Annotated in this window: 16 protein-coding genes and 1 pseudogene; 10 read left to right on the top strand and 7 right to left on the bottom strand. The window is 61.3% G+C overall.

Features of this window, described 5'->3' with window-relative positions; all coding sequences use genetic code 11:
• The 3 genes from AC1PPL_RS16770 to AC1PPL_RS16760 form a co-directional block, all read right to left on the bottom strand.
• Positions 1 to 2,155 (bottom strand): heavy metal translocating P-type ATPase (locus AC1PPL_RS16770; protein ID WP_479973724.1); only part of this gene is annotated, 2,155 nt, incomplete at its 3' end.
• A 724-nt stretch (positions 2,156 to 2,879) separates the two neighbouring features.
• Complete coding sequence (gene fliQ, locus AC1PPL_RS16765; protein ID WP_312844647.1) at positions 2,880 to 3,149, bottom strand: flagellar biosynthesis protein FliQ; 270 nt, start codon at positions 3,147 to 3,149, stop codon at positions 2,880 to 2,882.
• 230 nt (positions 3,150 to 3,379) lie between these two features.
• Positions 3,380 to 3,724: a hypothetical protein gene (locus AC1PPL_RS16760; RefSeq protein ID WP_312844646.1), complete on the bottom strand. Its 345-nt coding sequence runs from the start codon at positions 3,722 to 3,724 to the stop codon at positions 3,380 to 3,382.
• A gap of 183 nt (positions 3,725 to 3,907) precedes the next feature.
• Between AC1PPL_RS16760 and AC1PPL_RS16755 the strand changes: the two genes are divergently transcribed.
• Positions 3,908 to 4,279 carry a hypothetical protein gene (locus AC1PPL_RS16755; RefSeq protein WP_312844645.1) on the top strand — a complete coding sequence of 124 codons (372 nt, stop codon included), beginning with the start codon at positions 3,908 to 3,910 and terminating at the stop codon, positions 4,277 to 4,279.
• A 154-nt stretch (positions 4,280 to 4,433) separates the two neighbouring features.
• On the opposite strand, the gene AC1PPL_RS16750 is transcribed toward AC1PPL_RS16755, so the two are convergent.
• Positions 4,434 to 5,408 (bottom strand): IS5 family transposase, encoded by a 975-nt coding sequence (locus AC1PPL_RS16750; RefSeq protein WP_055392831.1) that lies wholly within the window; start codon positions 5,406 to 5,408, stop codon positions 4,434 to 4,436.
• Positions 5,409 to 5,479: 71 nt separating this feature from the next.
• On the opposite strand from AC1PPL_RS16750, the gene AC1PPL_RS16745 reads away from it, so the two are divergent.
• Positions 5,480 to 6,010, top strand: a complete 531-nt coding sequence (locus tag AC1PPL_RS16745) for a DUF4148 domain-containing protein (protein ID WP_312844644.1) — start codon at positions 5,480 to 5,482, stop codon at positions 6,008 to 6,010.
• A gap of 61 nt (positions 6,011 to 6,071) precedes the next feature.
• Here AC1PPL_RS16745 and AC1PPL_RS16740 read toward each other — a convergent pair whose 3' ends face one another.
• A complete protein-coding gene (locus tag AC1PPL_RS16740) occupies positions 6,072 to 7,754 on the bottom strand; it encodes a phosphoethanolamine transferase (protein ID WP_312844643.1) in 1,683 nt (560 codons plus the stop codon).
• A gap of 152 nt (positions 7,755 to 7,906) precedes the next feature.
• On the opposite strand from AC1PPL_RS16740, the gene tnpA reads away from it, so the two are divergent.
• The 3 genes from tnpA to tnpC all read left to right on the top strand — a co-directional run bounded on the left by tnpA (position 7,907) and on the right by tnpC (position 10,373).
• Complete coding sequence (tnpA, locus tag AC1PPL_RS16735) at positions 7,907 to 8,350, top strand: IS66-like element accessory protein TnpA (protein ID WP_008903080.1); 444 nt, start codon at positions 7,907 to 7,909, stop codon at positions 8,348 to 8,350.
• Complete coding sequence (gene tnpB / locus AC1PPL_RS16730) at positions 8,326 to 8,676, top strand: IS66 family insertion sequence element accessory protein TnpB (protein WP_008903079.1); 351 nt, start codon at positions 8,326 to 8,328, stop codon at positions 8,674 to 8,676. Before tnpA ends, tnpB begins: the two co-directional genes overlap by 25 nt.
• A 101-nt stretch (positions 8,677 to 8,777) precedes the next feature.
• Positions 8,778 to 10,373, top strand: coding sequence for an IS66 family transposase (gene tnpC, locus AC1PPL_RS16725; RefSeq protein ID WP_082437602.1), 1,596 nt, complete (start codon positions 8,778 to 8,780; stop codon positions 10,371 to 10,373).
• A 33-nt stretch (positions 10,374 to 10,406) separates the two neighbouring features.
• On the opposite strand, the gene AC1PPL_RS16720 is transcribed toward tnpC, so the two are convergent.
• Both AC1PPL_RS16720 and AC1PPL_RS16715 read right to left on the bottom strand, forming a co-directional pair.
• The gene (locus AC1PPL_RS16720) at positions 10,407 to 10,499 is read right to left on the bottom strand and encodes an SEC-C metal-binding domain-containing protein (RefSeq protein ID WP_479973725.1); all 93 of its coding nucleotides are present in this window, start codon (positions 10,497 to 10,499) and stop codon (positions 10,407 to 10,409) included.
• A 459-nt stretch (positions 10,500 to 10,958) separates the two neighbouring features.
• Positions 10,959 to 11,261, bottom strand: a pseudogene (locus AC1PPL_RS16715) (response regulator); the annotation flags it as partial.
• Between the two features lie 156 nt (positions 11,262 to 11,417).
• Between AC1PPL_RS16715 and AC1PPL_RS16710 the strand changes: the two are divergent.
• The 5 genes from AC1PPL_RS16710 to AC1PPL_RS16690 all read left to right on the top strand — a co-directional run bounded on the left by AC1PPL_RS16710 (position 11,418) and on the right by AC1PPL_RS16690 (position 18,485).
• On the top strand, positions 11,418 to 11,756 hold the full coding sequence (locus AC1PPL_RS16710; protein WP_312844640.1) for a DUF4148 domain-containing protein: 339 nt from the start codon (positions 11,418 to 11,420) through the stop codon (positions 11,754 to 11,756).
• A 42-nt stretch (positions 11,757 to 11,798) separates the two neighbouring features.
• Positions 11,799 to 12,158 (top strand): cation efflux protein, CzcI family, encoded by a 360-nt coding sequence (czcI, locus tag AC1PPL_RS16705; RefSeq protein ID WP_312844639.1) that lies wholly within the window; start codon positions 11,799 to 11,801, stop codon positions 12,156 to 12,158.
• 157 nt (positions 12,159 to 12,315) lie between these two features.
• A complete protein-coding gene (locus AC1PPL_RS16700) occupies positions 12,316 to 13,671 on the top strand; it encodes a TolC family protein (protein ID WP_056419702.1) in 1,356 nt (451 codons plus the stop codon).
• 2 nt (positions 13,672 to 13,673) lie between these two features.
• On the top strand, positions 13,674 to 15,284 hold the full coding sequence (locus tag AC1PPL_RS16695) for an efflux RND transporter periplasmic adaptor subunit (RefSeq protein WP_312844638.1): 1,611 nt from the start codon (positions 13,674 to 13,676) through the stop codon (positions 15,282 to 15,284).
• 15 nt (positions 15,285 to 15,299) lie between these two features.
• Positions 15,300 to 18,485: a CusA/CzcA family heavy metal efflux RND transporter gene (locus AC1PPL_RS16690; RefSeq protein ID WP_312844637.1), complete on the top strand. Its 3,186-nt coding sequence runs from the start codon at positions 15,300 to 15,302 to the stop codon at positions 18,483 to 18,485.
• Positions 18,486 to 18,491: the final 6 nt, after the last annotated feature.

Raw genomic sequence — 18,491 nt, 5'->3', positions numbered from 1 at the left:
CCTGCTGGTTGTCTCCAGAGATCATGATCAAGCGCTCGATGCCGAGTTCGCGCAACTGAGCCATCACCTTCCCGGCTACAGGCCGGGGCGTGTCCATCACACCAATCACTCCAAGGAACCTCGTCCCCTTGCGCACGACCATCGTGGTGCGGCCCGAGGCCACCAGATCTGCGTTTGCCTTCTCGACATCCGACGGCATTGCAGAGTCCGTTAGCTCCGAGAACAGCACCGGCTTGCCGATGTAGACGGTGTCCCCATCCACCTGCGCTTGCACGCCCCGCCCGGTGATGCTTTTCACCTCGGATGCCGTTAGGCTACTCGCTCCGGCGCTCAGGCGCTCCCGGGCGCCCTTCACGATGGCCGATGCCAATGGGTGATCGCTGTGCTCTTCGACGGCCAGTGCAACAGTCAGCAGTTCGTCGTCAGTCGCACCCTTGGCCGCGACAGCATCGGTCAGCTTGGGCTTGCCTTCGGTCAAGGTACCGGTCTTGTCGAACGCGATGGAGCTGAGGGTGCCTAGGTTTTCTAGCGGGCCACCGCCCTTGACCAATACCCCACCGCGCGCAGCCCGCGCAACCCCACTGAGCACAGCGCTGGGTACCGAGATCGCCAGCGCGCAAGGGCTTGCTGCCACCAGCACAGCCATGGCGCGGTAGAAGCTTGCAGAGAACGGTTCGTCGATGACCAGCCAGGCGAGCATCAGCACGGCGACAAGGGCTAACACCGAGGGGACAAAGATGCGCTCGAAGCGCTCTGTGAACTGCTGTGTGGGCGAACGTTGGGCTTCTGCCTCGGTGACCATCTTAATCACCCGTGCCATCGTTGACTGGTCCGACTTGCGCGCCACCATCACATCAATGGCGCCTGCGCCATTGATCGTGCCGGCAAACACCCTGTGCTCGGCAGCCACCTTGTCGAAGCTTGCGATGGCCGACTTCGCGTCATCCATGGGCCGCTTGTCCACGGGCACACTCTCGCCGGTTACGGGAGCCTGGTTGACGCTGGTGGTTCCAACGACCACCACACCGTCCGCCGGCAGCCGCTCATTGGGCTTGACCACGACAACATCGCCGACCCCCAATTCGGCCAGGGGTACTTCCTTGGTGCTGCCATCGCGCCGAAGCAACGCAGTCTCGGGCGCCAGCTTGGCAAGCGCTTCGATGGCCCTGCGCGCACGCCCCATGGCGTAGTGCTCAAGCGAATGGCCAAAGCTGAACAAAAAGAGCAGCAACGCACCTTCCGCCCACTCCCCGAGTGCTGCGGCACCGGCGGCGGCGACCAGCATCAGTGTGTCGATCTCGAATCGACGTGCACGGAGATTTTCAAACGCCTCCTTCACGGTGAAGTATCCACCGAAGAAATACGCGCCCACATAGAGCGCCGTAGGAACCCATAGCGCGGCGAAATCCCCCTTGCTGATCAGCCACCCAATTAGTAGCAAGGCTCCTGACAACAGCGCGAATATGAGTTCCGTCTTCTCACCGAGAAGACCTTCTTTGTGGTTATGACCTGCGTGACCACTCGCTTCGCCATGACCGTGACCGTGACCGGAGTGATCCTTGTCCCGCTCATTGTGTTCATGCCCCTCGTGAGCTGCATGGTCATGTGCATCCTTCTTCACCTCGTCGACAACCGTGTCATTGGCTGCAGCCGGCAACTCCTGCACTGCTGCAGCAGGCCTCGGTGAGGGCGTGCTCCAGGGAACCACCTCACCGGATATGCCCAGCGATCCGAGGGCTTCGATCAGCTCCTGTTGCGAGACGCTTGAGCGGTCGTACTCGATGCGCAACGAGCCCGAAGCAGCAACGTCTGCCTCAATCACCCCCGGAACGCGCCGCAGTTCATCGGCAATCCGGCGGGCAGTGCGCGCCAGCAGCGAGCCCTTAGCCCGAAACGCCAAGTGGGCATACTGTGAGGAAATCTCGGCGCCGACCGATTTCACCAGCTCACGCACTCGGCCGAGGGTCATGCTATCGGGGTCGTAGTGGACGCACAGCTGTGGCGCCCCACTTTCTATGCCGACGATATGCACTTCGTCGATGCCGTTGCGGCCCTTGAGCGTGTCCGTGAGCCGCAACACGCAGCGGTCATGCGCTTCGCTCACGTCCGGAAGCACGAGAGGAAGATCGAGACGTAGCTTCTTGGAATTGCTCATTGCTTCTGCCTTGAATGATGTTTGATTGCGTGGCGGCCCGCGAGAGAGCCGGCACCAGGAGATGGGCACTGGCGTTGCCTCTCGGGCCAGACCGCCGTGGAGAAGCCGAATCAGCCGATGCCTTGCGGGCTGTCGCAGCGGCTTAGCCAGACCGGTTTCGATGTCTATTGCCCATGGAGGGCATCGCTTGATCAGTCAGCTCAATGCCGTTGCGGACTGGCGTGCGCTCACTGCGTGAGCGTGGCCGAGATCGAACCGACTGGCTATTGGGCTGCGCGCCGCCAATTCGGGCGCTCTATGCGGTGACGCAGGAAGCTGGGATGAGACTGCTCGTCAGCAACAGCCAGTGAACCCGCGTGGCTTCCTGCCATCGGTGGTATCTGATCCAAGACAGCAGAGACGGAGGTGAGGTGGCAGCTCGGGCAATCGGGGTGATCGCCGCCGAGTGATCGGTCAACTTCCGCCGAGTCCTTTGAACGAGTCGGCAGCTTGGCTTGGTGTTCATGGACATGGTGGCCGAAGTGGGTGTCGGCCGTGCGCGTTTCATGCTCGCAATAGCCCGTGGCAGCCCCCCAAACGAATTGGATTGGCAGCAGCACCAGCAAGATGAGGACAACGGCTTTGCGCACGCCAGCGATGGTAGCAGCAGCGATCCCCCGTGCCAATGAAGGCTCCGTGTGCGCGCGTTTCATTGGCCTGCGCGAGGGCTGTTCCGAACGGACAGTCATCCCACCAGACCCGGGATCGAGAGCAGCACCTCTCGCAAGTAGTCCACGTATGTGCTGATGAGCCATGGTCCGATGAAGATCAGCACGATGATGGCGGCTACCAATTTTGGGATGAACGACAGCGTGTTTTCATTAATCTGCGTTACTGCCTGGAGGATGCTAACGATCAGACCTACCAGCAGCACCACGAGCAGGATAGGCGCGGCGGTTATGAGCAAAATGTGCAGTGCCGCCTGTGCGATGGTCAGGACTTGTTGCGAACTCATTGGGAGTCCTTACAGAAGGAGCCATGGGGAAATGGTCGGACGAATGCCGCGGCAAACTGGCGGCGCAGTCGAGCACCTCACTGCGCATCGAATCCCGACAGGGCGTGTAACGGCTTGCCCGCCTGTGCGCGTACAGCCACGCACGGCGCAGTCACGCACAGGGTTGCGCAGAAAGGGCTTCTTGGCTGTCCACCGCACACCGATGGAAGACGCGCGCCGAGGACGCGTGTTCAGGCCAACGCCATCGGAGGACGCAGCAGGCCTTCCAAGGAGGGCGGCGAATAACGTGGTGCCTGGTGCGCAATCAGGTCAGCCCGCGGCACGCTGGGGACTTCGAGTGCCAATGTCAGGATCAGCCCCGCAAGCGTCAGCCCTTCATCCGTATGCAGATGACTGCCCGATGCGCTTTTGTGCTTGAAACGGTCCTCATGAGCTTGCCGCGCCACATGCTGGGTGGAAACTACCAAGTGCTCGAACTGGTCGGCGCGCGTTACGCCTGCAAACGGATTGACCATGCTGATTGCCTGCCACAGAAGGGCAAACACAAGCACGGCCGATTGCAAGCGGTAGGACATGGCGCTGGATTCTAGGCCAGCCGCTCACGAATCGGCACACATTGCATCGTTCTTTCCAAAGCTGTCAAAAACGTAATCTCGCGGTCACTGCCTCGATGGGGCGCAATTTTTAGACTTCTCTCCGTGGTGCAGAAAAAGCATCACCCGGTTGCCAAGAGGTAGCCGGTGCAACAGGAGATCCTCATGAAAGTTCGCAACGCACTCATCATCGTTGGCCTGGCCACCGTCGCTACGACTTCATTCGCCGCGTCGGCCTATCACGCCAGCCCAGTGCAGGAGAAGGGAGCAGTGTTTACTCCCGACCATCTGGGCAACACCGTGAGCCGGGACTCCGTTCGCAACACTGTGCTCGTAGCCCAACAAGATGGCTCGCTCCAATGGATCAGCCGTGGCTATCCCGCTACCTACCCGCTCGTCAAAGCGCCGACCCTCACCAAGAGCCGGGACCAGGTGCTGCAGGAGCTCGAATATGCCAAGCGCAACCCGATCACAGCAGATGGCATGCGCGACATGGGCGGCGAAGCTGGGTGGGTCAACGCCCAACAGCTGCCGTAATCCGCCCTTCACTTGTTCAATCACATTTAGGCTACGCTGAACAAGCCCTCGAAATTTCCCGCGCGAACGCGGAAGACGCCATTTTTTGGATTTTGTGGCCTCTTGCGCCGCCCATTTGGGCCGTTCGCAGGGCCTTGAGGCCCGATTTCCACCCTTACGGGCGCACCTGTCCCTGCAGTCGCCCTCGGGCAAGGAAAATGTTGGCCAGCGCCAAGGCCGTGAATGCGCGTGTGGCGTTCTTCTGCAGCCCGCGGTAGCGCACCTTGGTGAATCCCCACAGGCGCTTGACCACCCCGAACACATGCTCTACCCGAGCGCGGATGCGTGACTTGTTGCGGTTCTTGGCCCGCTGAACTTCGTCCACCTCGCCTGCACGGCGGGTGCGCTGGTTGGTGAAGTCTTTGGCTTGGGGCGCCTTGCCCCGGATCAGAGCCTTCTGGCTGGCGTAGGCCGAGTCGCCGTACACGCGCTGCTCGTTGCCATGCAGCAGATCGGGCAGCGGGTGTTTGTCATGCACGTTGGCCGCCGTCACCACGGCGCTGTGCGCCAGCCCGCTTTGGCTGTCCACGCCAATGTGCAGCTTCATGCCGAAATACCACTGCTGGCCTTTGCGGGTCTGGTGCATATCGGGATCGCGCGCCTTGTCGGCGTTCTTGGTAGAACTGGGCGCGGCGATGATGGTGGCATCCACGATGGTGCCGGTGTTGACCTTGAAGCCGCGCTCCTGCAATTGCTGGCCTACCTTGGCAAACAGGGCTTCACCCAGTTTTTGCTCATTGAGCAGTTTGCGAAACTTCAGCAGCGTGGTGGCGTCGGGCACGCGTTCGCGGCCCAGGTCAATCCCCACAAAGCGGCGCAGACTGGCACTGTCATACAGAGCCTCCTCGCACGCCAGATCGGCCAGGTTGAACCAGTGCTGAAGAAAATGGATGCGCAGCATGCGCTCAAGGCCAATGGGCGGGCGGCCGTTGCCTGCTTTGGGGTAGTGCGGCTCTATCACCTGGCACAGAGCGGCCCATGGCACTATTGTCTCCATGGTCCGCAAGAACTCTTCGCGTCGGGTGGGTTTGCGCGAATGCTCGAATCCGTTGTCTTGATCTGCGGCCATTGCCAAGGTCTGCTGCTTCATCTGCGGATAACGTTTGACCCCTCTCAATGGTGGACCTTAATCAGCGTTGCCTTTACCCAAAGGACCACACCATGAAATTCAAGACCGCACTTCTTCTCGCCGCTCTGGGCGCCGCACCTCTGCTCGCCTCTGCGCAATCGGCTCCACTCACCCGTGAACAGGTTCGTGCTGAACTGTTCCAAGCCATTCGCAGCGGCGACATCATGGGCAGCGGTGAGTCGAGCATGACGCTGCGGCAAATCAACCCTCGCGCTTACCCAGCGCAAGCGGCGAACGGCGCCAAGAAGACGCGTGAGCAGGTGCAGCAGGAGCTGGGCCAAGCGATCAAGTCGGGAGAAATGATGGCCGCTGGCGAATCTGGTGCCAAGTTGAATGAGATCACGCCAGGTAGCTATCCTTCGCAAGCGGTGGCTGCTGTCTCGCCAAAGTCGCGCGATGAAGTCAAGCACGAGCTGGCCGAGGCAATTTTTCACGGCGAGATCATCGCCAACGGTGAAGATGGGCGCATGCTCAAGGACGTATTCCCAGGCATGTACCGTGGCAGCCACGCTGCGGACATAGCGGCGGAACGCGGCTACACGGGTAGCGCCCGAGGACTGTGAAGCTGCGGCTTTGTTCTTCGAGACCCAGTGCTGATGCCCAGGTGCGGCGCACGTGGATCCCTCAACCAATGCGCCTACAGGCCGCCGAGATGTCCAGCTCCTGCTCATAGGCCTGGGTCGAGACGTCCAGCAGTCCGAGCACCGAGTGGAACAGGTTGTCATGCGACAAGGCGTCCGACGACTTCTCTTTCAAGCAATCGCTGTTGATCATGCGACTCTTCATGAAGCCTTCCGACAGCCACCAGACCATGGGCACCTTGGTCTGTTCTTCAGGTGCGATCGCCCTGGGCAACCCGTGAAGGAACAGCCCTTTCTCGCCCAGCGACTCACCGTGGTCGGACACATAGAGCATCGCTGTATCAAAGCGGCTCTCCTGGAGCTTGAGAAAGGCCACGGCCTGGCTTAGGACATGGTCGGTATAGAGAATCGCATTGTCATAGGCATTCACGATGCTCTGGCGATCGCACTTGCGCAGCTCGCCCGTGTCACAGGTGGGTTCAAAGCGCCTGAAAGATGGGGGGTAGCGCTTGAAATAGGCAGGCCCATGGTTGCCGAGCATGTGCAGGACCACTACCGTTGTAGCGCCAGAAGCGTCGACGACTGACTCCAGCCCTTGGAGAAGCACCTCGTCAAGGCACCTACCTTCAGAGCACATTCCTGCGGCAGCAGACGGTTCAACAGGGATCTCATTGAGCCCATCGCAGACGCCCTTGCATCCTGACTGGTTGTCCTTCCAATGCACCGAAACTCCGGCCCGTGAAAGAACGTGTAGTAGAGATTCGGATGAGCGAATCCGAGCTTCATCATAGTTTCGCCTTCCAATCGCAGAGAACATGCACGGAAGTGATGTCTCTGTGTCTGTCCCGCAGGCCGTAACGTTGTCAAAGTTGACTGCGTTCAGCGCCTGTAGGTTCGGGGAAGTCTGCCGCTCATAGCCGTTAAGGCCCCAATTGCCAGCACGAACCGTCTCCCCCACGACGATGAACACCAGTTTTGGCTTCTGGGGCGACATTGGGGCTGCCAGGCGAGCATCCAGGCCTACGTGCTGCCTGACCTTTGGCTTCTCGACATCGGCCGACAAGACGCGAGCTGTTGAGTAGATCACGTTGGCGGGAGTGATGAGGTACCGCAGCTCCTTCTGGTTTCTCATCAGCGCCGAAAAGTCCTGGAAGATGAGGAGCACAGTTGCCACTACTGCCGTCGCGCATGCGGCGGCAAAGACCAGGCGTCGCAGCGCCGTTCGCCAGAAAGAATTCTCGGTGAGGCGAACACGCCATATCGCCCACAAGGGCACGGCAGAGTAAAGCGATACGTGGGCAATTAAGCTCCAGGTGATCAACTCACTGGCTTCCGCAGTGTCTGTCCGCAGCACATTGCGCAGCATGCTGGGATCGTAGTAAACACCATAGCGCTGCATGTAGAAGGTCGCAAACGCGGCAACCAGCACAAATGCAGTCATCAGCGGACGCACACTCCACCTGGCGACGGCAGCGCTGAAGATCAGCCCATGCAGCGCTATCAACGCAACCACAAGTGCACCCGCAAACACCCATGTGTCTAGGGCCGACCAACTGCGACCCGCGGTGCTCGCCTGCAGGAACGCTTTGTTATAGACCAGCGCAACATACACACTGACCCACAGCATCAACCCTTCCGGTGCAATGGAAGGGCGTCGCAGGAGCCATTGCCCCCAACGAGCGGGCAAACGCCCAGGCTCAGCGAAGCCGCGTTGTCTGAAATTCATCTGACCTCGAGAGCATTGATCAGTACGGTGAATCAACCCACAATGGGTCCGCATGTACTGAAGATGAAGTGTAAGCGATCCGCCAACTACGTCTTCCCACAGAGCGTCTGAGAGGGGAAGCTACGTGTCCATGTAGAACAAGGTGGACACGTATGTCAGAGATCGATGCAGAGGTGGTGAGGCGCCTGGTCACGGGGCGCAAGAACGATGGACGTGCCGTGTACGACCCGCAGGCCAAGGCCGAGGTGGTGCGGGCGTGCCTGCAGCCGGATGTGTCGGTGGCGCGCATGGCGCTGCAATGCGGCATCAACGCCAACTTGCTGCGCCGCTGGATCACCCAGAGCATGGGCTCGGACCTGAAGGCAAGTCGTGCCAACCTGCCGACCGTGGCCATGGCCAGCACCAGTGCTTTTGTGCCGTTGCGGCTGGCGGCCCCCGAGGCATCTCCCGTCACCGCCGCTGAGGTCAAGACACGCCTGCACGCCCGACTGCCCAATGGGGTGGAGATCGACCTCAGCGATGCAGACCCGGGTGGGTTGCTGCCCGTCCTTGAACTTCTGGGGCGCCTGCCATGTTCCGGCTCGACGACACGCTGACGGTGTACCTGCACCGCCCGGCCATCGACTTCCGAATGGGCATCAACGGTTTGGCCATCCTGGTGGAGCAAGCCCTGGGCATGAACCCGTTCGCGGCGGCGGTGTATGTGTTCAGCAACCGCCAGCGCAACCGGGTGAAGATCCTGGTCTGGGAGCGCAACGGCTTCTGGTTGTTGATGAAGCGCCTGGAGCAAGACCGCTTCATCTGGCCGGACGAGGCGGTGGTGCCGACGCTGACGGTGGAACAACTGCACTGGTTGCTTGATGGCATTGATCTGGCGGTCACACAGCGACACCCACAGCGGTTCTACGAGCGCGTTGCGTGAGGCTGGTGCTGCCGAAATGAGCAATGCCACTGCTGAGAATATTTGCCGCAAAATCCCCAGCACAAGGAACCGCCTGAGCGACAAGCAGATCGAAGCAGGCGATGGTTCACATGCCCACCGCCGAAGAATTTGCAGCCTTGCAAAAGGCGCTGGCCCAGGCCACCCAGACCAGCGAATCACTCGCTGGTGAGCTGCGCATCACGCGCGCCGAGCGCGACCTGCTCAAGGAGCAGCTCAACAAATTCAAGCGCCAGTTGTTCGCCGCCAAGAGCGAGGCCAGCGCAGGCCACCAGAAGGACATGTTCTTCAACGAGGCCGAGGCGCTCGGCTCGGCAACCCAGCCGGCCCAGGAAGAAACCGAGGCCGACGACAACACTGTCGAGGTTCCCGCTCACAAACGGACCAAGCGCGGGCGCAAGCCGCTGGACCCAGCCCTGCCGCGCGAGGTGGTGCGCCACGAACTGCCCGAATCCGAGCGTGTCTGTCCTCACGACGGTGCCGTGCTGCGGGAGATTGGCGTGGAGGCCAGCGAGCAGCTCGACATCATTCCGCAACAAGTGCGCGTGATCCGCCACGAGCGGGTCAAGTACGCCTGCCCGTGCTGCGATGGCACGCTGCGCCTGGCGGCCAAGCCCGAGCAAGTCATCCCCAAGGGGCTGTTCAGCGAAGGCCTGCTGGCCTGGGTGATCACTTCCAAGTATGTGGACGGCCTGCCGCTGTACCGCCAGGCGGCCTTGCTGGGGCGCTTCGGAGGCCGCGACCTCTCGCGCAACACCATGGCCGCCAGCGTGGTGCGGGTGGGCCAGGCGGTGCAGCCCGTCATCAACCTGCTGCGCGACCGGGTGCTGGACGCCCCGCTGATCTTCGGTGACGAGACCGAGATTCAGGTGCTCAAGGAGGCCGGTCGCAGCGCCCAGTCCAAGAGCTACATGTGGGCGCAGATGACCGATGGTTCAGGCGCCAGCGGCACAGGTCCGCCCATACGCCTGTTCGCCTACTCACCCTCACGCAGCACAGAGGCGGCGCAGCTTCTGTACGTCGGTGCGCGCGAGGGCGGCGTGCTGATGACCGACGGCTACGAGGTCTACAACAAGATCGCCTTGGCGAACAAGCTCGTGCAAATCGGGTGTTGGGCACATTGCCGGCGTTACTTCAATGACGCGCTGCAGGCCTTGCCCAAAGCCAACCGGGGGGCTGAGCAATTGGCGGCCAGGTTCATCGCGCTGATCGGCAAGCTCTACCGCGTGGAGGCCCTGGCCAAAGAGCAAGGGCTGGATGCGAATGCGCTGCTGCATAGCCGCCAAGCCAACAGTGTGCCCGTGCTGCAAGAGATCCAGGCCTTGCTGCTGGCCAACGTTCATGCGGTGCTGCCAGGCAGTTTGCTGGGCAAGGCGCTGCACTACCTGTCCTCGCAGTGGGCCAAGCTGGAGCGCTTCGTCACCAGCGGCAACTACCCGATAGACAACAACGGCTGCGAGAATTCGATCCGCCCGTTTGTCATCGGAAGACGCAACTGGCTCTTCGCCGACACCGTGGCCGGCGCCAACGCGAGCGCCAACCTGTACTCGTTGCTGGAGACCTGCAAGGTCAACGGCGTTGATGGGTACCAGTACCTGCGCTCGCTGCTAGTGGCACTTCCACGGGCCAGGACCGTCGATGACTACGAGGCCTTGCTGCCCTGGCGACTGGCGCGGTGATCCACCGCCTGACAGTTCGAGGCGCGAGATGGCTCAGTGCAAATCGGCCGCAGCACCACAGCACTTCTTGAACTTCGCCCCGCTCCCACAAGGGCACGGATCATTGCGCCCCACCTTGGGCTGCATCGACTTGGCCACCTCCCGCTGATAGACAGCGAGCCGAAGTGGCAGCCAGTGAGCGTGCATGTCCCCATCCCACTCGTACACAACCGGCAATCGGACAGCGTGAGCAGCAGGCAATAGAAGGCCGCTTTGAGAGGTGCAACGATAAAAAACTCGCATCGACCTGTCCTACAAATCCGGCTATTCGTGCCTGACCGCGTTTCTGTCGGATGAAGGCATGCATCAAGCCTTATTTAGTGCTTGACATCAGCGCCACCGATAATAATTTTATTTGCAATCGATTATTTCAAATTGTCGGCCACGCTGTTAACTAGTTGAGTCGGCGCGGACATCCTAATAGGTGTTCTCTAAAAATCTCATTTGAAATTTCGAAGCATTTTTTGGCCGCATCCTTGTCCAACTGTCTTCCGTTTCAATGGCGCTGGAATTTACGGAAAAGCCAGCGTCCACTTTGCTCGGTAAGGGCTTGACCAGATAGTCATCGGCACCCGTCTGAAGTCCGAGCACCCGATCCTCGACACTGACCCTGGCTGTGAGCATCAAGACAGGAGTCTGCCTGGTCTTGCGAAAGGCCGTCAGCAGGCTGAAGCCGTCGATCCCTGGGAGCATCGCGTCCAGCACAAGCAGATCGTGGCCGCCTTCAAGGGCCATGTGCAGGCCGTCCACGCCATTGTGGGCGACGTCCACCACATAGCCGACCTCTCCGAGGCCCTTGCGCAGGTACTCGGCCAGCTTGACTTCGTCTTCGATGAGCAGAATTTTCATGGTGCCATTCTCGAAGAATGCCGCCTGTTCGTAGATTACGAATTTGTCATCTGGCTGTTGGCGCCTTGTCGAGGTCCGATTTTTACAGTACCCCCTGTGTCGAAAGGCATAGCCGCGGTAGATCGCCGCTGGCTCATTCGATTAAGGGACCACACCATGACCGTTCGCAAACCCCTCGCACTCTCCCTGATTGCCCTTGCCATTGCGGCCCCAGGCTTGGCATCTGCTTCGGCGCTCTACCATCCCGCCGGCGGCGAAGTGGGAATGACCACCCATCCCGACCACGTACAAAGCAACGTGTCCCGTGGCGACGTGCTTCAGTCTGTAGAAGCCGCACGCAAGGACGGTACGCTGGCGATCTTGTCTCGCGGTGGTGCACTACCGGTCAAAGCAACGGGTGGCTCCAAGACGCGTGAGCAGGTGCAGCAGGAATACCTGAACATGTCAGCCGCTGAAAAGCAGCGCAACCAGGAACTGTACGGCGCGGGCGGCTGATCCTCTCACGAAGTTTTCCTGACCGCGTGCTAGACTCAAAAAATGCGCCGCCTGATCGTCGTTTTTTTGCTTGCATTGCTCCCGTTCCAGTTCAGCTGGTCCGCGGTGGCTGCTTATTGCATGCATGAGAACTCGACCGACCAGGCCCAGCACCTTGGGCATCACGAACACAAGCACGAAGCCAAAAGCGGGGTCGGCCAAGCCGACAAGACCAGCCAAGGCACCGACATGTCCGATGTCGACTGCTCGGTTTGCCATGGTGCCGGCATCGGGGCCCTCAACTGGTCCAGCGCCAAACATCGCGTCTCCCATGACAGCCGCGTGGACTCACCGTCGGGCGAGCGCCTGGCGGCTGTAACGCCCACACCTCCCGACCGCCCACAGTGGCCCGTCCTCGCCTGATCGGCGGGGGCATCTCTCCTTCTTTCAGTCAGTCGTGACCGCCCCTTGGCGGCTGCAGTTGTGCGTGTCGCGGCTGCACTGACTGACGAGTTGCCAGGCAGCTGCACGGTTGCCACCCCGCCGATTCCCTCGTGTTTTGAAATCACTGGAGAATCGGATGTTCAAGGGTATTTACCTTCAAGGAAAGCCGCACGCATGGGGCGGCCGCACGAAATTCAGGCTCGCAGCAGGTGCCGCGGCCATATTGCTGACCTTCTCGGGCGGGGCCTCTTCTCAGGGCATGTCGCAAGGCACAGTCGGTGGAGTACAGGCGCCCCAGACTGCCGCGGTGTCTCCCGCTGAGCCTCTGTCGCTGGCCAAGGCCATCGAGTTGGCCTTGGACGGGAATCCAGAGGTGGCTGCCGCTACCCGCCAGTTGGAGGCAACAGAAGGGCAGATTCTTCAAGGGCACTCACGCCCCAATCCCGAGCTTGCCTATTCGCTGGAAGACGCACGCTCCAAAACACGTACGCAAAGCTGGCAACTCAACCTCCCCGTGGAATTGGGTGGAAAGCGCGCAGCGCGTACCAAGGCGGCCGAAAAATCACGCGAGCAGGCACAGGCCCAGCTCGCTGAGCTGAAGGCCACCGTGCGAGCCAATGTGGCCGCAGCCTACTTCGACGTCCTGACGGCGCAGGAGCGATTGGCGCTCGCCAAAGACAGCGTGGCATTGGCCAAGTCGTCAACGGATACCGTAGCCAAGCGCGTAGCCGCTGGCAAGGTATCACCTGTGGAAGAGTCCAAGGCCCGCGTTGCGGAAGCCGGCGTTCGCGTCGAGCTCGCACAGGCAGCCAGCGAACAACGCAATGCACTGTCTCGCCTGTTTGCGCTGTTGGGACAGATCAACGCGCCGTTCACCGTCCTCGAGGGCAAAGCCGACCACCTTCCCGCGGTACCGCCCCTCGCCGATCTTCAGCCCTTGATTTCTTCTTCGCCAGGCGTTGTCCTTGCGCGGATCGAGGTGGATCGGCGCCAGGCCCTGACTGCACTGGAGCAAAGCAAGCGCGTGCCCGATGTCACCGTCAGCGTCGGCATGCAGCGCAGCAACGAGACCCAACGCAACGTCCTGCTGTTTGGTGTCTCCGTGCCTCTGCCTGTGTTTGACCGCAACCAGGGCAACCTGCTGGAAGCTCTCAAGCTTGAGGACAAGGCCCGCGACGAGTTGCAAGCGGCCACGGTACGCCTGCACAGCGAAGTGGCGCAGGCGCGCGAACGCCTTTCGACCATCACTGCGGAGATCCAGTCGCTGCAACAGGACGTTCTGCCCGGCGCGAAGTCGGCCTACGACGCGGCCACCATTGGCTTCGAGAACGGAAAGTTCAACTTCCTGGAGGTGCTCGATGCCCAGCGCACCTACTTCACCGCCAAATCCCAGTACCTCAAAGCCCTGGGCGAGGCACACCGCGCGGCGGCGGATGTCGACCGCCTGCTTGGGGCCAGCACGGTTTCCGGATTGATCGCAACGCACAACTGAGCATGACAATGAACATCAGCACATCCTCCATCAGCAAAAAGCATCTCATCGCTATTGCCGTTGTCCTCGCGCTAGGGGTCGGGGCAGGAGCCTTCATCCTACAAGGCGGCGGCAAGCCCACTGCAGTCGCCGCCGAGGGCGATGGCCACGGCCACGGCAGCCATACCGAGGCCAAGGGGCACGGTGATGGAGAACACCACGGCAAAGGCGGTGAAAAAGGCCACGACGACGACAAAGGCCACGCCGATGGCGAGCACCATGAAAAGAGCCAGGCCAAGGGCCCCCACGGTGGCACAGTGTTCAAGGAAGGCGACTTCAGCCTGGAAGCATTGCTGTCCGAAGACGGTGGCGAGCCTCGGCTGCGGATCTGGCTGTCCGACAAGGACAAGCCGCTCCCCCTGAACACGGTAACGGTCACGGCAACAGTGACCCGCCCCACAGACGACAAGCAAAACCTGACGTTTGCCGCGGAAAAGGACAGCCTGGTCAGCCGCGAGATCGTCGCCGAACCCCACGCGTTCGACATCGAGATCATTGCGCAGACGGCCACCGAACCTTTCATGTTCGTGATGAGCAAGGAAGAGGGAAAGATCGAACTGACCGATGCCCAGATCAAGGCCGCCTCCATTACGGTGGACTCTGCGTCGGCAGCCAACATCAAGACGGCGCTGCTTTTGCCCGGCGAGATCCGGCTAAACGAGGACCGGACATCGCACGTGGTTCCCCGTCTGGCGGGTGTGGTGGAGAGTGTCAGCGCCAGCCTGGGCCAGGTCGTCAAAAAGGGGCAGGTTCTGGCCGCCATTGCGAGCCCGACCGCTTCGGAGCAGCGCAGCGAGCTGCAGACGGCGCAAAAGCGCCTGGCGCTGGCCAAGACCACCTACGAGCGGGAAAAGAAGCTGTGGGAGCAGAAGGTCTCCGCCGAACAGGACTACCTGCAGGCCAGGCAGGCGTTGAGCGAAGCGGAGGTCGCTGTTGCCAACGCCAATCAGAAGCTCAGTGCGCTGGGCCTGTCCACCTCGTCCGTGTCCGGACTGAACCGTATCGAACTGCGCGCGCCCTTTGACGGCATCGTCATCGAGAAGCACCTGAGTCTTGGCGAGGCCGTCAAGGAAGATGCGGCGGTGTTCACCATCTCGGACCTTGCCACGGTGTGGGCTGAGATCAATGTTCCTGCAAAGGATCTGCCGTCGGTGCGGGTGGGCGAGAAGGTCACCATCAAGGCCACCGCCTTCGATGCCTCCGCCACGGGTACTGTCGCTTTCGTGGGCGCGTTGATCGGTGAGCAGACCCGTACCGCCAAGGCCCGCGTCGTTCTTGATAACCCCAAGGGCGCCTGGCGCCCCGGCCTGTTCGTCAACGTCGAGGTGGTGTCCGAAGAAACGGCAGCGCCTGTGACCATCTCGGCCGACGCAGTCCAGAACGTCGGAGAAAAGCCCGTGGTCTTCCTCAAGGTCGACGGCGGCTTCATCGCCCAACCTGTGAAGCTGGGCCGAAGCGATGGCAAGCGCATCGAGGTCCTGTCGGGCCTCAAGCCCGGCATGCCCTACGCCTCGACAGGCAGCTTCGTCGTGAAGTCCGAACTCGGCAAGGGATCTGCCGAACACACGCACTGATCCCGGAGCCCATACATGTTTGAAAAACTTATCCGATTCTCGATCGAGCAGCGATGGCTGGTGCTGCTGGCGGCCCTGGGCATGGCGGCGCTGGGCGTCTTCAGCTACCAGAAGCTGCCCATCGACGCGGTCCCCGACATCACCAACGTCCAGGTTCAGATCAACACCCAGGCCGCCGGTTATTCGCCTCTGGAGACCGAGCAGCGGGTCACGTATCCCATCGAGACAGTCATGGCCGGCCTGCCGAACCTGGAGCAGACCAGGTCGCTGTCACGGTACGGACTGTCGCAAGTGACCGTCATCTTCAAAGACGGAACCGACATCTATTTCGCGCGCCAGTTGGTCAATGAGCGCATCCAGGAAGCCAGAGACCGGCTGCCCGCCGGCATCACGCCAGCCCTGGGGCCCATCTCAACCGGTTTGGGCGAGATCTATCTGTGGACCGTCGAAACCAAGGATGGGGCCAAGAAGCCCGATGGCAGTCCCTACACCCCGACCGACCTGCGCGAGATCCAGGACTGGATCATCAAGCCGCAGCTGCGAAACGTTCCTGGCGTGACCGAAATCAACTCCATTGGCGGCTTTGCCAAGGAGTACCAGATCGCCCCCATCCCGGAACGACTGGCCTCGCTGGGCGTGACGCTGCAAGACGTCGTCACGGCACTGGACCGCAACAACGGCAACGTGGGCGCTGGGTATATCGAAAAGCGCGGCGAGCAGTACCTGATTCGCGCCCCTGGACAGGTCAAGTCGCTGGAGGACATCGGCAACGTGATCCTCAGCAGTGCCAACGGTGTTCCTGTGCGCGTGCGCGACGTGGCCGACGTGGGCATTGGCCGGGAGCTGCGAACGGGTGCCGCAACCGACAACGGGCGCGAGGTGGTTCTCGGCACGGTGTTCATGCTGATCGGAGAAAACAGCCGGACCGTCTCGCAGGCAGTGGACAAGAAGATGCTGGAGGTCAACAAGAGCCTCCCAGAGGGCGTGCACGCGGTGACGGTCTATGACCGCACCGTGCTCGTCGACAAGGCCATCAATACCGTCAAGAAGAACTTGCTGGAAGGCGCGGTACTGGTGATCGTGATCCTGTTCCTCTTTCTGGGCAATATCCGGGCCGCAGTCATCACGGCAATGGTCATCCCCTTGTCGATGCTCTTCACGTTCACCGGGATGGTCCACTACAAGGTGAGTGCCAACCTGATGAGCCTGGGGGCCCTGGACTTCGGCATCATCATTGACGGAGCTGTGGTGATCGTGGAGAACTGCGTTCGGCGGCTCGCCCATGCGCAGGCGCACCACGGCCGGCCGTTGACGCGGGCCGAGCGCTTTCATGAAGTGTTCCTGGCATCCCAGGAGTCGCGCCGCCCATTGCTGTTCGGACAGCTCATCATCGTGGTGGTGTACCTGCCCATCTTCGCGCTGACGGGCGTGGAAGGGAAGATGTTCCACCCCATGGCCTTCACGGTGGTTGCCGCTTTGGTGGGCGCGATGATCCTTTCTGTGACCTTCATCCCGGCAGCTGTGGCCCTCTTCATCGGCAATCGGGTCAGCGAGAAGGAGAACTTTTTGCTGGGCCACGCCAAGCGCCTGTACGGCCCCATGCTTGATCGCGTGATGGGCGCCAAAACGCTGGTTCTCACCATTGCCGCGGTTGCCGTGGTCCTGTGCGGACTGATCGCGACCCGCATGGGCAGCGAGTTTGTACCCAACCTCAATGAAGGCGACTTCGCGATCCAGGCACTGCGCATTCCGGGCACCAGCCTTTCCCAGTCGGTGGCGATGCAGCAGCAGATCGAAAAGACGCTGAAAGCGAAGTTCCCCGAAATCGAGCGCATCTTCGCCAGAACCGGTACTGCGGAGATTGCTTCGGACCCCATGCCGCCGAACATTTCGGACGGGTACATCATGCTCAAGCCGATGGATGAATGGCCCGAGCCTCGAAAGACCCGTGATGAGCTGCTCGCGGCGATCCAGGAAGTCATTGGCAAGATCCCCGGCAACAACTACGAGTTCTCCCAGCCCATTCAGCTGCGATTCAACGAGCTGATCTCAGGGGTGCGCAGTGACGTGGCCGTGAAGATTTTCGGTGACGACATGGACGTGTTGAACAAGTCCGCTGAAGAAGTCTCCGCCATGCTGCAAAAGATCCAGGGCTCCTCCGAGGTCAAGGTCGAGCAGACGACGGGCCTTCCGATGCTCACGGTGAACATCGACCGCCAGAAGGCAGCGCGCTACGGGCTGAACGTTGCCGACATCCAGGACACCGTGGCCACGGCCATCGGTGGTCGTGAGGCCGGCACCATGTTCGAGGGGGACCGCCGGTTCGACATCCTGGTTCGCCTGCCTGAGGCGCTTCGCAACGACCTGGAAGGGATGAAGCGGCTACCCATACCGCTGCCGCGCTCTGCCGGTGGGACGGAAGCCAAGACGAACTTCATCCCATTGGGTGAGGTGGCGACGTTCGAGCTTGCACCCGGTCCCAACCAGGTGAGCCGAGAAAACGGCAAGCGCCGTATCGTCGTGAGCACGAACGTGCGCGGACGCGATGTGGGCTCTTTCGTGGCGGAGGCGGAGCAAGGCCTGGCGCAGATCAAGATTCCGACCGGCTACTGGACGAGTTGGGGTGGAACCTTCGAGAACCTGCAGTCAGCCACCAAGCGCCTGCAGATCGTTGTACCGGTCTCCCTGCTGCTGGTCTTCGTGCTGCTGTTCGCGATGTTCGGCAATGCCAAGGACGGTTTGCTGGTCTTCACCGGCATCCCATTCGCATTGACAGGGGGCATACTGGCGCTGTGGCTTCGGGACATTCCGATGTCCATCTCCGCGGCCGTTGGCTTCATCGCGCTCTCTGGGGTGGCAGTGCTCAACGGCCTGGTGATGATTTCCTACATCCGCAGCCTGAGGGAAGGCGGTGTCGGCCTGGACGAAGCGATCAGGGATGGCGCCCTGACCCGCTTGCGCCCGGTGCTGATGACCGCCCTGGTGGCCTCGCTGGGATTCATTCCCATGGCCATCGCCACAGGCACCGGCGCGGAAGTCCAGCGTCCTCTGGCCACCGTGGTGATCGGTGGAATTCTTTCATCCACGCTGCTCACGCTGCTCGTGCTGCCGATTCTTTACCGGCTGGCCCACAGGCCCGATGAAGAAGCCGAGGACGTGTCTGCCGAGCCCTCCCACCCGGACGCACCGAAGCCTGTGTAGTCAAAG

The organism is Diaphorobacter sp. B2A2W2, assembly GCF_056730635.1.
The sequence above is the reverse complement of the archived record's forward strand: the minus strand, read 5'-3'. Positions and strand labels throughout refer to the sequence as shown.